Source organism: Stenotrophomonas maltophilia (assembly GCF_003970865.1).
Taxonomy (GTDB): domain Bacteria; phylum Pseudomonadota; class Gammaproteobacteria; order Xanthomonadales; family Xanthomonadaceae; genus Stenotrophomonas; species Stenotrophomonas maltophilia_AR.
The window spans coordinates 1-15,590 of sequence record NZ_RXLZ01000030.1; the positions used below are offsets into that span (position 1 = coordinate 1).

17 protein-coding genes and 1 tRNA gene are annotated in these 15,590 nt (G+C 67.2%); 8 read left to right on the top strand and 10 right to left on the bottom strand.

Features of this window, described 5'->3' with window-relative positions; translation table 11 throughout:
* Positions 1 to 263 precede the first annotated feature (263 nt).
* Both EKL94_RS11500 and EKL94_RS11505 read left to right on the top strand, forming a co-directional pair.
* Complete coding sequence (locus EKL94_RS11500; RefSeq protein ID WP_126929209.1) at positions 264 to 1,490, top strand: ATP-binding protein; 1,227 nt, start codon at positions 264 to 266, stop codon at positions 1,488 to 1,490.
* Positions 1,487 to 2,056, top strand: a complete 570-nt coding sequence (locus EKL94_RS11505) for a response regulator transcription factor (RefSeq protein WP_012510702.1) — start codon at positions 1,487 to 1,489, stop codon at positions 2,054 to 2,056. Before EKL94_RS11500 ends, EKL94_RS11505 begins: the two co-directional genes overlap by 4 nt.
* Before the next feature lie 102 nt (positions 2,057 to 2,158).
* Here EKL94_RS11505 and pgi read toward each other — a convergent pair whose 3' ends face one another.
* From pgi to pcnB, 7 genes are all read right to left on the bottom strand, one after another.
* Complete coding sequence (gene pgi, locus EKL94_RS11510; protein ID WP_126929210.1) at positions 2,159 to 3,673, bottom strand: glucose-6-phosphate isomerase; 1,515 nt, start codon at positions 3,671 to 3,673, stop codon at positions 2,159 to 2,161.
* Entirely contained in the window at positions 3,670 to 4,050 is a 381-nt protein-coding gene (gene panD, locus EKL94_RS11515; protein WP_005409061.1) for an aspartate 1-decarboxylase, read from the bottom strand. The genes pgi and panD overlap by 4 nt, the downstream gene beginning before the upstream one ends.
* 87 nt (positions 4,051 to 4,137) lie before the next feature.
* A complete protein-coding gene (locus EKL94_RS11520) occupies positions 4,138 to 4,635 on the bottom strand; it encodes a hypothetical protein (protein ID WP_126929211.1) in 498 nt (165 codons plus the stop codon).
* 66 nt (positions 4,636 to 4,701) lie between these two features.
* Entirely contained in the window at positions 4,702 to 5,541 is an 840-nt protein-coding gene (gene panC, locus EKL94_RS11525) for a pantoate--beta-alanine ligase (protein ID WP_126929212.1), read from the bottom strand.
* Positions 5,538 to 6,353: a 3-methyl-2-oxobutanoate hydroxymethyltransferase gene (gene panB / locus EKL94_RS11530; RefSeq protein ID WP_033833063.1), complete on the bottom strand. Its 816-nt coding sequence runs from the start codon at positions 6,351 to 6,353 to the stop codon at positions 5,538 to 5,540. Before panB ends, panC begins: the two co-directional genes overlap by 4 nt.
* 34 nt (positions 6,354 to 6,387) lie before the next feature.
* Positions 6,388 to 6,873, bottom strand: coding sequence for a 2-amino-4-hydroxy-6-hydroxymethyldihydropteridine diphosphokinase (gene folK, locus EKL94_RS11535; RefSeq protein WP_126929213.1), 486 nt, complete (start codon positions 6,871 to 6,873; stop codon positions 6,388 to 6,390).
* A 3-nt stretch (positions 6,874 to 6,876) separates the two neighbouring features.
* Positions 6,877 to 8,256 (bottom strand): polynucleotide adenylyltransferase PcnB, encoded by a 1,380-nt coding sequence (gene pcnB / locus EKL94_RS11540; RefSeq protein WP_126929240.1) that lies wholly within the window; start codon positions 8,254 to 8,256, stop codon positions 6,877 to 6,879.
* A 52-nt stretch (positions 8,257 to 8,308) separates the two neighbouring features.
* Between pcnB and EKL94_RS11545 the strand changes: the two genes are divergently transcribed.
* Positions 8,309 to 8,383 (top strand) — tRNA-Glu (locus EKL94_RS11545).
* Between the two features lie 332 nt (positions 8,384 to 8,715).
* Here EKL94_RS11545 and EKL94_RS11550 read toward each other — a convergent pair.
* Entirely contained in the window at positions 8,716 to 10,140 is a 1,425-nt protein-coding gene (locus EKL94_RS11550) for a sugar porter family MFS transporter (protein WP_126929214.1), read from the bottom strand.
* Between the two features lie 192 nt (positions 10,141 to 10,332).
* Here EKL94_RS11550 and fdxA point away from each other — a divergent pair, with 192 nt between their 5' ends.
* Positions 10,333 to 10,656, top strand: a complete 324-nt coding sequence (gene fdxA / locus EKL94_RS11555; RefSeq protein WP_004153066.1) for a ferredoxin FdxA — start codon at positions 10,333 to 10,335, stop codon at positions 10,654 to 10,656.
* A gap of 219 nt (positions 10,657 to 10,875) precedes the next feature.
* On the opposite strand, the gene EKL94_RS11560 is transcribed toward fdxA, so the two are convergent.
* Positions 10,876 to 11,391, bottom strand: coding sequence for a hypothetical protein (locus tag EKL94_RS11560; RefSeq protein ID WP_006432432.1), 516 nt, complete (start codon positions 11,389 to 11,391; stop codon positions 10,876 to 10,878).
* Positions 11,392 to 11,423: 32 nt separating this feature from the next.
* Complete coding sequence (gene dapA, locus EKL94_RS11565) at positions 11,424 to 12,317, bottom strand: 4-hydroxy-tetrahydrodipicolinate synthase (RefSeq protein WP_126929215.1); 894 nt, start codon at positions 12,315 to 12,317, stop codon at positions 11,424 to 11,426.
* Positions 12,318 to 12,481: 164 nt separating this feature from the next.
* Between dapA and EKL94_RS11570 the strand changes: the two genes are divergently transcribed.
* The 4 genes from EKL94_RS11570 to EKL94_RS11585 all read left to right on the top strand — a co-directional run bounded on the left by EKL94_RS11570 (position 12,482) and on the right by EKL94_RS11585 (position 15,589).
* Positions 12,482 to 13,042 carry a glycine cleavage system transcriptional repressor gene (locus EKL94_RS11570; RefSeq protein WP_005409051.1) on the top strand — a complete coding sequence of 187 codons (561 nt, stop codon included), beginning with the start codon at positions 12,482 to 12,484 and terminating at the stop codon, positions 13,040 to 13,042.
* 79 nt (positions 13,043 to 13,121) lie between these two features.
* Entirely contained in the window at positions 13,122 to 13,601 is a 480-nt protein-coding gene (locus EKL94_RS11575) for a peroxiredoxin (protein WP_049445310.1), read from the top strand.
* 84 nt (positions 13,602 to 13,685) lie between these two features.
* Entirely contained in the window at positions 13,686 to 15,086 is a 1,401-nt protein-coding gene (locus EKL94_RS11580; RefSeq protein WP_010484287.1) for a PhoH family protein, read from the top strand.
* The gene (locus tag EKL94_RS11585) at positions 15,083 to 15,589 is read left to right on the top strand and encodes a hypothetical protein (RefSeq protein WP_054171459.1); all 507 of its coding nucleotides are present in this window, start codon (positions 15,083 to 15,085) and stop codon (positions 15,587 to 15,589) included. Before EKL94_RS11580 ends, EKL94_RS11585 begins: the two co-directional genes overlap by 4 nt.
* Position 15,590: the final 1 nt, after the last annotated feature.

Sequence of the window (15,590 nt, forward strand, 5' to 3'; positions counted from 1 at the left end):
TCCCCCTTTTAACTCCTTTGTTTTTGTTATTGATCCGGTGGTAGATTCTTCTAGTCGTCCTTGTTTTTTTTTCTAAAGCCGATGGCGGAAAGCGGGTTAGGGGGAGGAGGGGGGGGCCCGGGGATGTGTATAAGGGACAGGGCGTGGCGTGGGCGATTTCACCCCCCGCCCCCGCATTCCGGGTGACTCGCATTCAGCCGGCGGCACAGCTGCGGCCGATTGTCGCAGGCGCGGTCACGCCTGAACGCATACGATGAGCGTGAATGACCGGTCCCGACGCCCCGTTTCTCCGAACCCTGTGCAGCCTGCGCTGGCTTGCCGTAGGCGGCCAGGCCGCCACCATCCTGGTTGCCACCTGGGTGCTGGGCCTGCCGTTGCCGCAGCTGCCGTTGTGGGCGGGCGTGGCCGTGCTGACCCTGTTCAACATCTACACCCAGCTGCGCCCGGAGGCGGCCGACACCGCGCCACTGACCGCATTCGGCCACATCCTGGTGGACGTGATCATCCTGACCTGGATGGTGGGCTGGAGTGGCGGCATGGCCAATCCGTTCAGTTCACTGTTCCTGATCCTGATCGCACTGGCCGCGTTCGCCCTGCCCCTGCGCTGGGCGCTGGCGGTCGCGCTGGCCTGCCTGCTCGGCTACGCCGCCAGCGGCATCTTCGGCCAGTCGCTGCCGGATGGCTATTTCCGCGCGCAAGACCTCAACCGCTGGGGCGTGGTCGCCAATTTCCTGATTTCCGCGGCGGTCGTGCTGACCTTCTCCACCCGCCTGGCGCTGGCGCTGCGCCAGCGCGAACTGGAACTGTCGGCCCTGCGCGAACGCTTCGCCCGCAACGAGGGCATCGTCGCCCTGGCCACCCATGCCGCCTCGGTGGCACATGAACTGAACACGCCGCTGGCGACCATGACCCTGCTCGCCGATGACGTCGCCGAGCGCAGCGAAGAGCCCGAAGTACGCGAAGACATGGAAACCCTGCGCGAGCTGCTGGTGCAGTGCCGCGAGCGCGTGCTGGCGCTGGCCGCGCCAGCCTCGGCCGATGCGCCGGGGCGCAGCCACTCCAGTGCCCAGCAGGTACTGGAACAGTGGCGCCTGGTGCGGCCGACCATCGACCTGCACCGCAACGACGATGCGCCGCTGCGGCTGCCACTGGCCCCGGGCGTGGGCCATCTGCTGATGGTCCTGCTCAACAATGCCGCCGATGCCGGCGAACAGGCCGGCCGGCCACGCGTGGACCTGGACCTGCGCATCGAAGGCGACGACCTGATCGGCGAAGTCCGCGATTACGGCCACGGCTTCGACGCCCGTGCCGCGGTGCTGCCGGGCAAGCTGTTCGGCAGCAGCAAAAGCGAGGGCATGGGTGTCGGCCTGGCCCTGTCCCATGCCACCATCGAACGCCTCGACGGCGAGATGTGGATGCGCCCGGCCCAGGGGGCCGGCAGCCGCGTCGGCTTCCGCCTGCCGCTGGCCCCACGCGAGGACACCCCATGAGCCTTCACCACTCCACCCTGGGCCTGCTGGTCGACGACGACGAGCTGTACCTGCGTACCCTGCAGCGCAGCCTGGCCCGCAAGGGGCTGGAAACGCAGACCGCGCAGGACGCCGCCAGTGCACTGGCTCTGGCCCGCCAGCACCCGCCGGCGTTCGCGCTGATCGACCTGAAGCTGGGCAGCGATTCCGGCCTGGCCCTGATCCAGCCGCTGCGCGCACTGCGCGCGGACATGCGGATCCTGCTGGTGACAGGCTACGCCAGCATCGCCACCGCCGTGGAGGCGATCAAGCTCGGCGCCGACGACTACCTGCCGAAGCCGGCCACGGTGCCGATGATCCTGCGCGCCCTCGGCGAGGAAGACGACGGCCCGGCCGACGATGGCGAAATGGAAGTGCCGGACGCGATGACGCCGATCAGCCGCCTGCAGTGGGAACACATCCAGCAGGCGATGCACGAGACCGGCGGTAACGTGTCCGCGGCAGCGCGCCTGCTCGGCATGCACCGGCGTTCGCTGCAGCGCAAGCTGGCAAAGCGGCCGAGCCCGGAACGCGATCCGAGCCGGTGAGACGCCACCCCGTCCACCGGTAGTGCCGGCCGCTGGCCGGCAACCTCATGAACGGTGGGCGCATCGCCGGAATGCCGGCCAGCGGCCGGCACTACCAGAACCTCAGCCCTTCAGCTGCGCCAGGATCTCGCGGGTCATCGGATCGGCAATCGCCACATCCTCACCCTGCAGTGCCGGCAGCAGGCCACTGGCCAGCTGCTTGCCAAGCTCGACACCGAACTGGTCGAAGGCATTGATGTTCCAGATCACCGACTGCACGTACACGGCGTGTTCGTACATGGCGATCAGTGCGCCCAGCGCCTGCGGGGTCAGCGCGTCGAGCAGGATCAGCGTGCTCGGGCGGCCGCCCGGGTAATCACGGTGCGGGTCGTCGCTGCTCTGACCATTGGCCAGCGCTTCGGTCTGCGCCAGCAGATTGGCCAGCAGGGCCTGATGATTGATCGTGTAGGGATCGTCGTTGTGCACGCAGCCGATGAAGTCGGCCGGAACGATGCTGGTGCCCTGGTGCAGTGCCTGGAAGAAGCTGTGCTGCACATCGGTGCCCGCGCCGCCCCACCATACCGGCACGGTGTCGGTGGTGACCGGCTGGCCGTCACGCTGCACGCGCTTGCCCAGGCTTTCCATCACCAGCTGCTGCAGGTAGGCCGGCAGCAGCGCCAGGCGCTGGTCGTAGGTCATCACCGCGTGCGTGGCGTGGCCCAGCAGGTTGCGGTTCCAGATGTCGGTCAGACCGTGCAGCACCGGCAGGTTGCGCTCCAGCGGTGCATCCAGCGCATGCGCATCCATCTGCGCGGCACCGTCCAGCAGCTGTTCGAAACGCTCGAAACCGATCGCCAGCGCGATCGGGAAACCAACGGCCGACCACAGCGAATAACGGCCACCCACCCAGTCCCACATCGGCAGCACGCGATCGGCGGCGATCGCGAAGGCCTTGGCGGCGCGTTCCGGGTTGGCGCTGACCGCATACAGGCGCTCGCTGCCACCCAGCCAGTCGTGCAGGATCTGGCCGTTGAGCAGGGTTTCCTGCGTGCCGAAGGTCTTGGAGATCAGGATGCCGGCGGTCTTCGCCGGATCCAGCGTGGCCAGCGTACGCTGCATGGCCGCGCCGTCCACGTTCGAGACGAAATGCACGCGCAGGCGCGCACCGGTGACCGGGCGCAGCGCGTCGGCGACCAGGCGCGGGCCAAGGTCGGAACCACCGATGCCGACACTGACCACATCGGTCACGCCACTGTCTTCCAGCGTGCGCACCAGCACGCCCATGCGCTGGCGGATGTCGCGCGCGGTGGCATAGGCCTCGGCCGCCACCGGCGCATCGACCACATCGCCACGCAGCGCGGTATGCAGCGCGGCGCGGCCTTCGGTCAGGTTGACCTGCTCGCCACGGAACAGGCGGGCGATGGCGCCACCGACATCACGCTCGGCAGCCAGCGCCAGCAACGCCTGCAGCGCCGCGGCATCGTATTTCTGCCGCGCGAAGTTGACGTACAACGGACCGACCCGCAGTGCCAGATCCTGCACGCGGCCGGGTTCGGCGGCGAGCAGGCTGGGAATGCTTGCGCCCTTCAGGCGCTGGGCGTGGGAGTGCAGCGAGTCGAATCCGTTGTTCGTTGTCATGCGGCCTGGGTCGGGATCGTGTCGTTGGTGTGGGTGATCTGGTTCTTGCCATCAACGTACACTAGCTTCGGCTTGAAGCTGTCCGCTTCCTGCTCGGTCATGCTGGCGAACGCGGCGATGATGATGATGTCACCGACCTGCACGTGGCGCGCGGCGCCACCGTTGAGCGAGACAACGCCGCTGCCGGCTTCGGCGCGGATCGCATAGGTCGAGAAGCGCGCACCGTTGGTCACGTCCCAGATGTGCACCTGCTCGAACTCGCGGATGCCGGTGGCAGCCAGCAGGTTGTCATCGATGGCGATCGAGCCTTCGTAGTTCAGCTCGGAATGGGTGACGGTGGCGCGGTGGATCTTGGTCTTGAGCAGGGACAGGTGCATGGGGGCGCTGCAACGGCAAAGGAAAGAGCGGATTCTAGCACCCGCTTGGCCGTCGTCAGGGGGCTGCAGCAGGACGCTGAAGGCCGTTCAGGCGCCCTCCCCCGGCGGCGACGCCGCGGCATGCCCGGAACTGCCCTCCAGGGATAGCCGGAACACCGTATGGAAGGCCAGCCCGGCGACCAGCCCGAAGCCGCCCGCAGCCAGCACCTGCAAGGCGTAGCTGATCACGTCGAAGGTGTCGACATAGCGCAGGCGCTGCAGCAGCGGACCATTGTCCGCGCCCGGCCAGGTGCAGGTCGCCATGGCCAGCGCGCCCAGTGCGAAGCCGACCAGCACGAATCCGGCCCGGCGCAGGCGCTGCTGAGACTGCAGGATCAGCGCCATCGGCAGCAACACCGCGATGGCATTGCAGGCGGCCAGCACGAACATCAGCCCACCACCCGTGAGCGCAGGCATCGGCGTACGCCTGAATTCGAGCGCGAACAACAGGCCGCCAAACAGCTGGGCCGGCAGCATGCCAGCCGCCAGCACCGCCAGGATCGAGGCCTGGAAAAGACGGCCGGTATCAGTGCTGGGGGTCTTCATTTCCCGTCTCCCGTCCCTGGGAAGTGGAGAGGCGCCGGTTGCGGGCGCCCCGGAGCCGCATGCGGCTCAGAACTCCAGGTTGTCGATCAGGCGGGTGGTGCCCAGGCGTGCGGCGATCAGCGCTACGCGGCCACCGCCATCGAAGGTCGGCTCGGCCAGCTCCGGGGTGCGCAGCACCGCATAGTCGACCTGGAAACCGGCCGCCTGCAATGCCGCCGTGGCGTCGGCCTCGATGCGATCACGTGCCTGCCCGGCCACGTAGCCTTCGCGCATGCCCAGCAGGGTGCGGTGGATGGTGGTCGCGACCGGGCGCTGTTCGGCGCTCAGGTACTGGTTGCGCGAACTCTTGGCCAGGCCATCCTCGTCGCGCACGATCTCCGCACCGACGATCTGGATCGGGAACGACAGCTCAGCCACCATCTGCCGGATCACCGCCAGCTGCTGGTAGTCCTTGCGGCCGAACACGGCCACCTCCGGCTGCACCTGCAGGAACAGGCGCGCCACCACCGTGCAGACGCCATCGAAGTGACCCGGTCGGCTGGCGCCTTCCAGCACTTCACTGACGCCGGGCGCGTGCATCTGCGTGGTCTTGTCCACGCCCAGCGGATACATCGCCTCGACACTGGGCAGCCACACCGCATCGCAGCCGGCCTGCTCCAGCCCGGCCACGTCGGCCTCGGGCGTGCGCGGGTAGCGGCTGAAGTCTTCATTCGGCCCGAACTGGGTCGGGTTGACGAAGATGCTCGCCACCACCTTGTCGGCATACTGGCGGGCCAGGGTCACCAGCGAATGGTGGCCACCGTGCAGGTTGCCCATGGTCGGCACCAGCGCCACGCGCAGGCCCTCGCGCTTCCACTGGGCGATCTGCTCGCGCAGTGCGCCGAGCTCGTTGAAGGTCTGGATCATTGGGCGTAGGCGTGCTGTTCGTCGGGGAAGCTGCCGTCGCGCACGGCGTCGGCATAGGCGCGGGTGGCACCGGCCACCGAACCGCCTTCGGCAAGGAAATCCTTGACGAACTTGGGACGGCGATGGCCACTGTCCAGGCCAAGGAAATCGTGCAACACCAGCACCTGGCCGTCGCACTGCGGGCCGGCACCGATGCCGATGGTCGGCACTTCCACCGCAGCGGTCACTTCGGCGGCAACCGGGGTCGGCACGCATTCGAGCACCATGATACTGGCGCCGGCAGCGGCCACGGCCCTGGCATCTTCCACCAGCTGGCGCGCGGCATCGCCGCGGCCCTGGATCTTGAAGCCGCCCAGGCGCAGCACCGACTGCGGGGTCAGGCCCAGATGCGCGCAGACCGGAATCTCGCGCTCGACCAGGTAACGGATGATGTCGACCTTGAAGCCGGCACCTTCGATCTTGACCATCTCGGCACCGGCCTGCAGCAGCTGCAGCGAAGCATCCAGCGCGCGCTCCGGAGTGGCGTCGGCGCCGAACGGCAGGTCGGCCACCAGCAGCGCACGCTGCAGCACGCGGGCCACGGCCCGTGTGTGGTAGACCATGTCGGCTACGGTCACCGGCAGGGTCGAATCATGGCCCTGCACGACCATGCCCAGCGAATCGCCGATCAGGATCAGGTCAACGCCATTGGCGTCGAAAGTGCGGGCGAAGCCGGCGTCGTAGGCGGTCAACATGACCAGCTTCTGGCCATTGCGCTTGGCCTCGGCCAGGGCGGGAACGGTCCAGGGCTTGCTGTCTGCGTGGGTGCTCATGTGCTGATAACCGGGGGAGATAACCCGGGCATTATCACCCTATCGGCGCAATCCGGCAGGCATCCACCCGCATCACTGCATCCCGCACGCTGCCATGGCCGGGAATGGCCAGATCCGGCGCGATTTCGGCCAGCGGCACCAACACGAAGGCACGCTCGTGCAGGTAAGGATGCGGTACCTGCAGGCCGGGCTGATCGAGCACCTGCGCACCATACAGCAGCAGGTCCAGGTCCAGCGCGCGTGGCCCCCAGTGCACCTGCGGATCACGCACGCGGCCGAAGTGCCGCTCCAGCGACAGCATCGCCTGCAGCAGTTCGTCGGCTGGCAGATCCGTTTCGACTGCAGCCACCGCATTGACGAACGGTGGCTGGTCTTCATTGCCCCAGGCCGGCGTGGCGTACAGCCTCGAGGCCTGGCGCAGGCGGGTACCGGGCAGCTCGTCGAGCGCGGCAATCGCCGCGCCGACGGTGGCGACCGCGTCGCCAAGGTTGGCGCCGAGGCCGATCCAGGCAAGGGTCATCGTTTACTCGCCAGCCGCACCGACCGGGGCGCCCGGACGACGGCGGCGACGGCGGCGCTTGCGCGGTGCCCCGCTCTCGTCATCACCCTCTTCGCTGTGCATCACGTCCAGCGACGATTCCAGCTCGCGGCCGGACTGCGCCTGTGCTTCGCGCCAGAACTCGACATCGGCGGCGTGCTCTGCCGAGGCCACCTGACGCAGGCTGAGGAAGTCGAACGCGGCACGGAAACGCGGATGGGTCAGGGTGCGGAATACGCGCTTGCGCTGGCGTGAGCCGAAACGCGACTGCAGCAGCCAGATCTCCTGCATCGGCAGCGAGAAGCGGCGCGGCAGCGCGATGGTGCTCAGCTGCTGCACGGTAACGCGGTCGGCGGCACGGCGCTGCGCTTCTTCCGGCGCCACGCCCTGCTTGAGCAGGGTTGCCTGGGCGCGGCAGAACGCCGGCCACAGCAGCAGCGCGAACAGGAACGCGGGCGAAACCGGTTCGTCGTTGGCCACGCGGGCATCGGTGTTGGCCAGGCCCTCGACCAGCATGCGGCGCAGTGCGCCGGTGCGGTTGGACTTCAGTGCCTTGGCGCTCTCCGGGAACAGCACGTCGAACAGGCCGTAACGCTCAAGGCCCTCGAAGCTGGCCACGCCGTGCCCGGACAGGAACAGCTTGAGCACTTCCTCGAACAGGCGCGCCGGTGCGGCCTCGTTGAGCAGGCCGGCCAGGTGCGGGATCGGCGCGGCGGTACCCTCTTCGATCTGGAAGCCGAGCTTGGCCGCCAGGCGCACCGCACGCAGCATGCGCACCGGATCTTCGCGATAACGCTGCTCGGGGTCGCCGATCAGCTTCATCAGGCGCGCCTGGACGTCTTCGAAGCCGCCGGTGTAATCGCGCACCGAGAAGTCCTCGATGGCGTAGTACAGGGCGTTGCAGGTGAAGTCGCGGCGGACGGCGTCGTCTTCGATGGTGCCGTACACGTTGTCGCGCACGAGCATGCCGTTTTCCATCTCGCGGTCGCCGCTGCCGTCATCGCTGTTGGCACGGAAGGTGGCGACTTCGATGATCTCGCGGCCGAACACGACGTGGGCGAGGCGGAACCGGCGGCCGATCAGGCGGCAGTTGCGGAACAGCTGCTTGACCTGTTCGGGCGTGGCGTCGGTGGCCACGTCGAAATCCTTGGGTTGGCCATTGACCAGCAGGTCGCGCACCGCGCCGCCGACAAGGTAGGCGCCGAAGCCGGCATCGCGCAGGCGATAAAGCACGCGCAGGGCGTTCGGGCTGATGTCCTTGCGGGAGATCGTGTGCTGGTCGCGCGGGATGACGCGCAGGCTGAACGGTGATGTAGCAGGGGAAATGATGTTGGCGCTTCCGGTTGAAGTTTCGGGATTGCCCAATGGCATCGAGGTGCATATACTAGCGCTCCTGCCTCGGCAGCGACACAGTTACGCTCCCTTCGTCTAGTGGTTAGGACGTGGCCCTCTCAAGGCTAAAACAGGGGTTCGAGTCCCCTAGGGAGCGCCAGTCGCCGCAGCAGGAACCGAAAAAGCCCGCCTTGTGCGGGCTTTTCTGTTTTCCAGGATTGTAGTGATTGCGGTCGGGTTGGTCGCTTTGGCGCCTCCCTTTTCCTGCGTTTGAGGGGGCGGGCCACCCTGGCCTGGACACGCAAAAGCCCATCCATGGTGCTCGATGGCGCCATCCATGGCGCCAACGGTCCAGGCCAGGGTGGCCCGCCCCCTCCTGACAGTTTCCGCGACGGCGGCACGAACAGCCTCGCTCCTCCGCAGCCAATTCAATCCCGACGCGCAGACCTGCGTCCGCCACCCGCAATGTGTCGAGAGGCGGCAGGCCCGCCGTCAGCCTTCCATCTGCTCCAGCTCCTTGCCCTTGGTCTCGCCTACGTAGCGGACCACGAAGAAAACCGAGAGGATCGCTACGACGGCGTAGATGCCGTAGGCGCCGGCCAGGCCGATGCCGGCCAGCAGCATCGGGAAGGTCACGGTGATCGCGAAATTCGACGTCCACTGCGCGGCACCGGCAACGGCCAATGCCGGGCCGCGGATCTGGTTGGGGAACATCTCGCCCAGCATCACCCACATCACCGGTCCCCAGGACATGTTGAAGAACACCACGTAGACGTTGGCCGCGACCAGTGCCAGCCGGCCCATGCCGTCGGACAACTGCAGGCGACCGTCGGCCAGGCTGCCACTGGCGAACGCGACCACCATCAGCACCAGCGCCACCGACATGCCGACCGAGCCGATCCACAGCAGCGGCTTGCGCCCGATGCGGTCAATCAGCAGCACCGTCAGCAGGCAGGCACCGATGCTCAGCGCGCCGGACAGCACGTTGATCAGCAGCGCGTCGCTTTCCGAAAAGCCGACCGCCTGCCACAGCACTGCGCCGTAGTAGAACACCACGTTGATGCCGACCAGCTGCTGGAACATGGCCAGGCCGATGCCCACCCAGAGGATCGGCCGCAGCTTGCCGCTGACCGTGTCGCGCAGGTCACTGAAGCGCGGCTTGTGCTGGTCCTGGGCCAGGCTGGCTTCGATCTCGGCCTGCTTGGCCGCTGCTGCGGCCTCGCCGTACAGCCGCGACAGTACTGCCCTCGCCTGCTGCTGGCGCCCTTTCAGGACCAGGAAGCGCGGGCTTTCCGGAATCACCAGCAACAACAGCAGGAACAGCCCGGACGGCAACGCCTGCATCCAGAACATCCAGCGCCAGGCCTCATGGCCCAGCCATAGCGGCTCGGTCGACGCCCCAGCGGCACGGGCCAGCAGGTAATTGCTGAGGAAGGCCGCGAACAGGCCGCAGATGATCGCCATCTGCTGCACCGTGGCCAAGCGCCCGCGATAGCGCGCCGAGGCCACCTCGGCAATGTAGGCCGGCGACATCACGCTGGCCGCGCCCACCGCGAAGCCGCCGAGCACGCGTGCGGCGATGAACAGCCAGGAAGCGTGAGCGGCACCGGCGCCCAGCGCCGAGACCAGGAACATCAGCGCCGAGGCGATCAGCACGCCACGACGGCCCAGGCGATCACCCAGCCAGCCGGCCAGGAAGGCACCGATCGCGCAGCCCAGCAGCATCGAGGCGACTTCGAAACCGAGCGCCGCCTCACTGGAGTTGAAGGCCTGGCGCAGGCCATCGACCGTGCCATTGATGACACCACTGTCGAAGCCGAACAGGAATCCACCGAGCGTGGCCACGCAGCTGATCAGGACGATGAATGCAGTGTTCTCACCGCCATGGGAGGCGATGTTGGGCTGGGCTGGTGACATGGGCGATCCTGCTGGGAAGGGGGCCGGCCATCCGACGCAGCCGGCTGACCCGCAGCGTCGCACAGGCCTCACCCCACCGCCAATGACCACCACGGCCGCGCCTGCCAGACGCCCGATTTCCGCCCCGCGCCGACACCGGGGGCCAACCTGTTCTAGAATTGGCGGGTTCAGGAATCGATCCACCCCCAGCCCATGCCCTTTGTCGTCACCGAAAACTGCATCAAGTGCAAACACACCGATTGCGTGGAAGTATGCCCCGTGGATTGCTTCCACGAAGGCCCGAACTTCCTGGTGATCGACCCGGATGAGTGCATCGACTGCACCCTCTGCGAACCGGAATGCCCGGTCAACGCGATCTTCCCGGAGGACGATGTTCCTGCCGGCCAGGAGAGCTTCGTCGCCCTCAACGCCGAGCTGGCGAAAGAGTGGCCGGTGCTGACCGTGCGCAAGGACCCGCCCGCCGACGCCGGCGAATGGGACGGCAAGCCGGACAAGCTGAAGCTGCTGGAGCGCTGAGAAGCGCCCACGGCGGCAACGAAAAGGGCGCCCGCGGGCGCCCTTTTCTGTTTTCCGGTAGGCGCCAACCGCAGGATCCGGCATGCCAACCTTGCGGTCCGGCAGGTGCCAACCTTGCGATCCGGTAGGTGCCAACCTTGGTTGGCACAGAAGCGCCGACCAGGGTCGGCCTCTACCCGGGCAGGTGCGGACCTGGGCCCGCACCAACGCGACCGGCCCTTACTGGGCCAGCTTCGCCTTCAGCGCGGCGATCAGCTTCACCGGTGCTTCGGCGGTGGCCGGCAGGCCACGCGGGTCGACCGCGGAGATATAGGCGCCGGCATCGACGGCGACCACGCGGACCAGGAAGTTGCTGCCTTCGTAGGCCACGTCGTACGAGCCCAGCAGCTGCGCGCGGCTGGCGATGGTCACGCCTTCCACGCCTTCCAGCGCGGTGCCGACCTTGGCGAAAGCCTCGTCCTTGCCGCCGGCGATGGTGAAACCGGTGTTGCCCACGGCCGGGGCCGCAGCCACCGGGGCCGCCGGCTTGGTCGCCGAGGCAAGGGTCGGCACCTTGTTGTCACTGGTGGCGTTGGGCAGGTTCAGGTCCGGCGGCACTTCCAGCGGACGCATTTCCGGGGCCAGGGCGTAGTCGCCCTTGACGCCACGCTTGAAGCAGCCGGTGGTGCCGGCGGCAACGGCCACCGCAAGCAGGGCGTAGGACAGCACGCGGACGGTGGATACGGATTGACGCATGTGAATCTCCTGGGTCAGACCAAGACGGAAGGTCAGTGGCTGGAAAGGGCTTCGAGGGCGGCGATGTCGCCGGCAAGGTGATCGGCCGCCGGATGATGCGGCGCCGACAGCGGCAGCAGCGGCAGGCGCAGGTCGTGACCGATGCCGATGCGGCGCAGCAGCGCCTTGACCGGAATCGGGTTCGGTTCAACACCGCAGAAGTCATGGAACGGCTGCAGGCGCGCATCCCAGGACCCGGTGGCTTCGTGGTCGTGGGCGGCGGCCAGCTCGCACATCCGGCGATAGGCGCCGGGCAGCACGTTGGAGCCGACCGAGATCAGGCCATCGATACCGGCCTGGATCGAGCGCGCCGCCGTACCGTCGTCGCCGCTGAGCACGGCGAACTGCGGGCTGCGCAGGGCGAGCAGCGCCTGCACCCGGCCGGTGTCGCCCACCGCCTCCTTGATGCCGACGATGTTGGGGTGGCTGGCCAGTTCGGCCACGGTCTCCGGCTGCATGTCGCAACCGGTACGGCCGGGCACGTTGTACAGCACGACCGGCAACCCGCCCTGGTCGGCGACCGCGCGGTAGTGGGCGATCAGGCCGGCCTGGGTCGGCCGTACGTACGGCGGGGTGACCACCAGCGCGTGGCTGGCGCCGAGCGCGGCCGCACGGCGGGTCTGTTCAATGGTTTTGGCGGTACCGGACAGGCCGGTGCCGGCCATGACCGGGATGCGGCCGCCGATGCGTTCGACCGCGCTGGCCAGCAGCAGGTCGTACTCGGCATCGGTGAGGGTGGCCGCTTCGCCGGTCGAACCGGCAACGACAACGCCATGGACGCCACCTTCCAGTTGCAGGTGCAGCAGGCGCTGCCAACCGTCGGGATCTAGGGCGCCGTCGGCCCGGAACGGGGTCGCCAGCGCGGTGATGAGGCCGGAAAGGGACAAGGACGTGCTGCTCTTGGCTGGGAAGGGAAAACGCCCGCCACGAAAGGCCGGGGCTGACCTGAATGTTACTTGCGGCGCGAAAGCACGGGCAAGTATGCTGGACACCGGTGGATCCCCGCCTCTGGCGGGCATTCAGACTAACGCATGCATTACCCGGAATCGCCTTGACCGACACCACCCCGCGCCCCGCGCCGAGCGAAAACCACCTCCTGATCAACGCCTACACGACGCATCCGGAGTCCCCCCTGCTGTCCGTCACCCGCCGCATCGCCGACAGCGGCTGCAATCTGGTGGACGCACGCCTGGCCACGGTCGGCCGCGATGTCTCGGTCACCGCCCTGGCCACCGGCTCGTGGGATTCGGTGGCCAAGCTGGAGGCGATGCTGACCCGGCTGGAGCGCGAGGAAGGCCTGAAGCTGGTCTGGTACCGCACCGCCGCCAAGCAGGCGCAGTCCAACCTGCTGCCGTACATCGTCGAGGTGATCGCCGCCGACAAGCCGGGCATCCTGTTCCAGCTGGCCGATTTCTTCGACCGCCAGGGCATCACCATCGAGAACCTGCAGAGCACGCGCTACCGCGCCATGCAGACCGGTGCGGAGATGTTCAGCGCGCAGGTCACCATCGGCGTGCCGGCCAACATGCACATCGCCGCGCTGCGCGACGACTTCCTTGAATTCTGCGACCACCTGAACCTGGACGCGATCATGGATCCGATGAAATTCTGATTCTTCGCGCGCCTCTCACGGGCGCGTGGCGTTTCATGCAATTGTCGTAGAAAGAACCCAGGCTCGACAGAAGGACCTCATGAACAACGGCGATACCCTGGACAGCACCACCCTCTCCCTGCCGCTGGCGCTGTCCGGTGGCGAACAGGCCACTCTCGGCGACTACGCCGGCCACTGGCTGGTGCTGTACTTCTATCCCAAGGACAGCACCCCCGGCTGCACCACCGAAGGCATCGACTTCAACGCACTGCTGCCGAAGTTCAAGAAGGCAGGCGCGGTGGTACTTGGTGTCTCGCGCGACTCGGTGAAGTCGCACGACAATTTCTGTGCCAAACAGGGCTTCAACTTCCCGCTGGTCAGCGACGGCGACGAAGCGCTGTGCAGCGCCTTCGACGTGATCAAGATGAAGAACATGTACGGCAAGCAGGTACGTGGCATCGAACGCAGCACCTTCCTGATTTCCCCCGACAGCCGCATCGTGCAGTCCTGGCGCAAGGTCAAGGTTGCCGGCCATGCCGATGCCGTTCTCGCCGAACTGAAGGCCTCCCAGTCCAAGTGAGTCCCACTGCCTACTGTGTCTGCCATCACCCTGCCCCGCAGCAGGTCGTGGTGGTTTTTCCCTGTCCGTAACCAGGAATCGACGATGACCCGAGGCAAGCGCATCTACGTGCTGGATACCAACGTGCTGATGCACGATCCCACCGCGCTGTTCAAATTCGAGGAGCACGACGTCTACCTGCCCATGCAGGTGATCGAGGAGCTGGACAACGGCAAGAAGGGCACCTCCGAGGCGAGTCGCAACGCCCGCCAGGTGAGCCGCTTCCTCAATGAGCTGGTGCAGGAATCCGGCCTGGACAACCTGGCCGACGGCATTCCGCTGCAGCGCCCCAATGGCCTGCAGCTGCGCGGCAAGCAGAGCGCCGGCAAGCTGCGCTTCCAGACCAGCCATTTCGACGCGGGCAAGAGCTTTGGCAAGGTCATTCCCGACAATGCCATCCTCGGCGCGATCCTGGCGCTGAAGGAAGAAACCCCGGACCTGCCGGTGGTGTTCGTTTCCAAGGACATCAACCTGCGGATCAAGGCCGCCATCGCCGGCATCGTGTCCGAGGACTACGAGAACGACCGTGCGCTGGACGATTTCAGCCTGCTCTACACCGGCGCCACCGAGCTGCCGGAAGACTTCTGGAAGCGCCACGGCGACGACCTGCGCAGCTGGAGCGACAAGGGCCGCACGCATTACGAAATCCTCGCGCAGGATGGCGAGGAGTGGTACCCGAACCAGTACGTCTACCTGCCCGGCGAAGACGAGGTCGAACTGCGTGTCAGCCGCGTGGTCGGCGACGGCAAGGTGGTGCTGTCGCTGGTCGATGATTTCCGCCATGGCAGCCATGCCGTATGGGGCATCAGCGCACGCAACCGTGAGCAGAACTTCGCGCTCAATGCACTGATGGACCCGGAGATCGACTTCGTCACGCTGCTGGGCACCGCCGGCACCGGCAAGACCCTGCTGGCGCTGGCTGCCGGCCTGGCGCAGACGATGGACCAGCAGCGCTACCGCGAGATCATCATGACCCGCGCCACGGTCAGCGTCGGCGAGGACATCGGTTTCCTGCCCGGCACCGAGGAAGAGAAGATGACGCCGTGGATGGGCGCGTTGACCGACAACCTGGAAGTGCTCACGCACAACCAGGAAGGCGGCACCTGGGGCCGCCAGGCCACCAACGACCTGCTGGCCAGCCGCATCAAGATCCGCTCGATGAACTTCATGCGCGGCCGCACCTTCCTGTCGCGCTACCTGATTCTGGACGAAGCACAGAACCTCACCCCGAAGCAGATGAAGACGCTGATCACCCGTGCCGGCCCCGGCACCAAGATCGTCTGCCTGGGCAACGTCGAGCAGATCGACACCCCGTACCTGACCGAGACCACCTCGGGCCTGACCTACGCGGTGGATCGCTTCAAGAACTGGCCGCACAGCGCACACATCACCCTGCGCCGTGGCGAGCGCTCGCGCCTGGCCGACTACGCTTCGGAGGTGTTGTGAACCGCTGCACCCGCCTGCTGCTGCCCACGGCTGCGATCACCCTCGCAGCCGTGCTCGGCGCCTGCACCACCACGCGCGGCCCGGCCAGCGTACCGACCGCCGAGCGTACCGGCCAGTCCTGGGTGGTCACCCGCCCGATCATCGCCGCGCAGGTGCTCGACACCTGCTCGCGCGCCAGCCCCGGCCGCGAGGCCGGACGGGTCAGCGGCTACTGGGCACCCAGCCGGCAGCAGATCGATCAGCTGGAAGCACAGCTGTCGTCGCTGGAGGCACAGGTACCGAAGGTGCTGGACTTCGACCGCCAGTACGTCGGCATCGAAAGCGCGGGCAAGCGGCTGATCTACATCAACGCCTTCCACCTGCCCGACGACAGCGGCATCAATCCGGCACGCGAAGCGATCCGCGTCTGTGACGGCGGCACGCAGTTCTGGGGCGCGGTGTTCGACCCGGCCAGCAACACCTTCAGCGAGCTGCAGTTCAACGGCGGCTTCGGCGGGCCCTGAG

Bases quoted from the DNA above. Each gene is read 5' to 3' on its own strand.
- folK (WP_126929213.1), bottom strand. From the start codon at position 6,873: ATGACCCTTGCCTGGATCGGCCTCGGCGCCAACCTTGGCGACGCGGTC.
- fdxA (WP_004153066.1), top strand. From the start codon at position 10,333: ATGCCCTTTGTCGTCACCGAAAACTGCATCAAGTGCAAACACACCGAT.
- EKL94_RS11575 (WP_049445310.1), top strand. From the start codon at position 13,122: ATGAACAACGGCGATACCCTGGACAGCACCACCCTCTCCCTGCCGCTG.
- EKL94_RS11505 (WP_012510702.1), top strand. From the start codon at position 1,487: ATGAGCCTTCACCACTCCACCCTGGGCCTGCTGGTCGACGACGACGAG.
- EKL94_RS11500 (WP_126929209.1), top strand. From the start codon at position 264: ATGACCGGTCCCGACGCCCCGTTTCTCCGAACCCTGTGCAGCCTGCGC.
- EKL94_RS11550 (WP_126929214.1), bottom strand. From the start codon at position 10,140: ATGTCACCAGCCCAGCCCAACATCGCCTCCCATGGCGGTGAGAACACT.
- panB (WP_033833063.1), bottom strand. From the start codon at position 6,353: ATGAGCACCCACGCAGACAGCAAGCCCTGGACCGTTCCCGCCCTGGCC.
- pgi (WP_126929210.1), bottom strand. From the start codon at position 3,673: ATGACAACGAACAACGGATTCGACTCGCTGCACTCCCACGCCCAGCGC.
- panC (WP_126929212.1), bottom strand. From the start codon at position 5,541: ATGATCCAGACCTTCAACGAGCTCGGCGCACTGCGCGAGCAGATCGCC.
- panD (WP_005409061.1), bottom strand. From the start codon at position 4,050: ATGCACCTGTCCCTGCTCAAGACCAAGATCCACCGCGCCACCGTCACC.
- EKL94_RS11560 (WP_006432432.1), bottom strand. From the start codon at position 11,391: ATGCGTCAATCCGTATCCACCGTCCGCGTGCTGTCCTACGCCCTGCTT.
- EKL94_RS11580 (WP_010484287.1), top strand. From the start codon at position 13,686: ATGACCCGAGGCAAGCGCATCTACGTGCTGGATACCAACGTGCTGATG.
- EKL94_RS11520 (WP_126929211.1), bottom strand. From the start codon at position 4,635: ATGAAGACCCCCAGCACTGATACCGGCCGTCTTTTCCAGGCCTCGATC.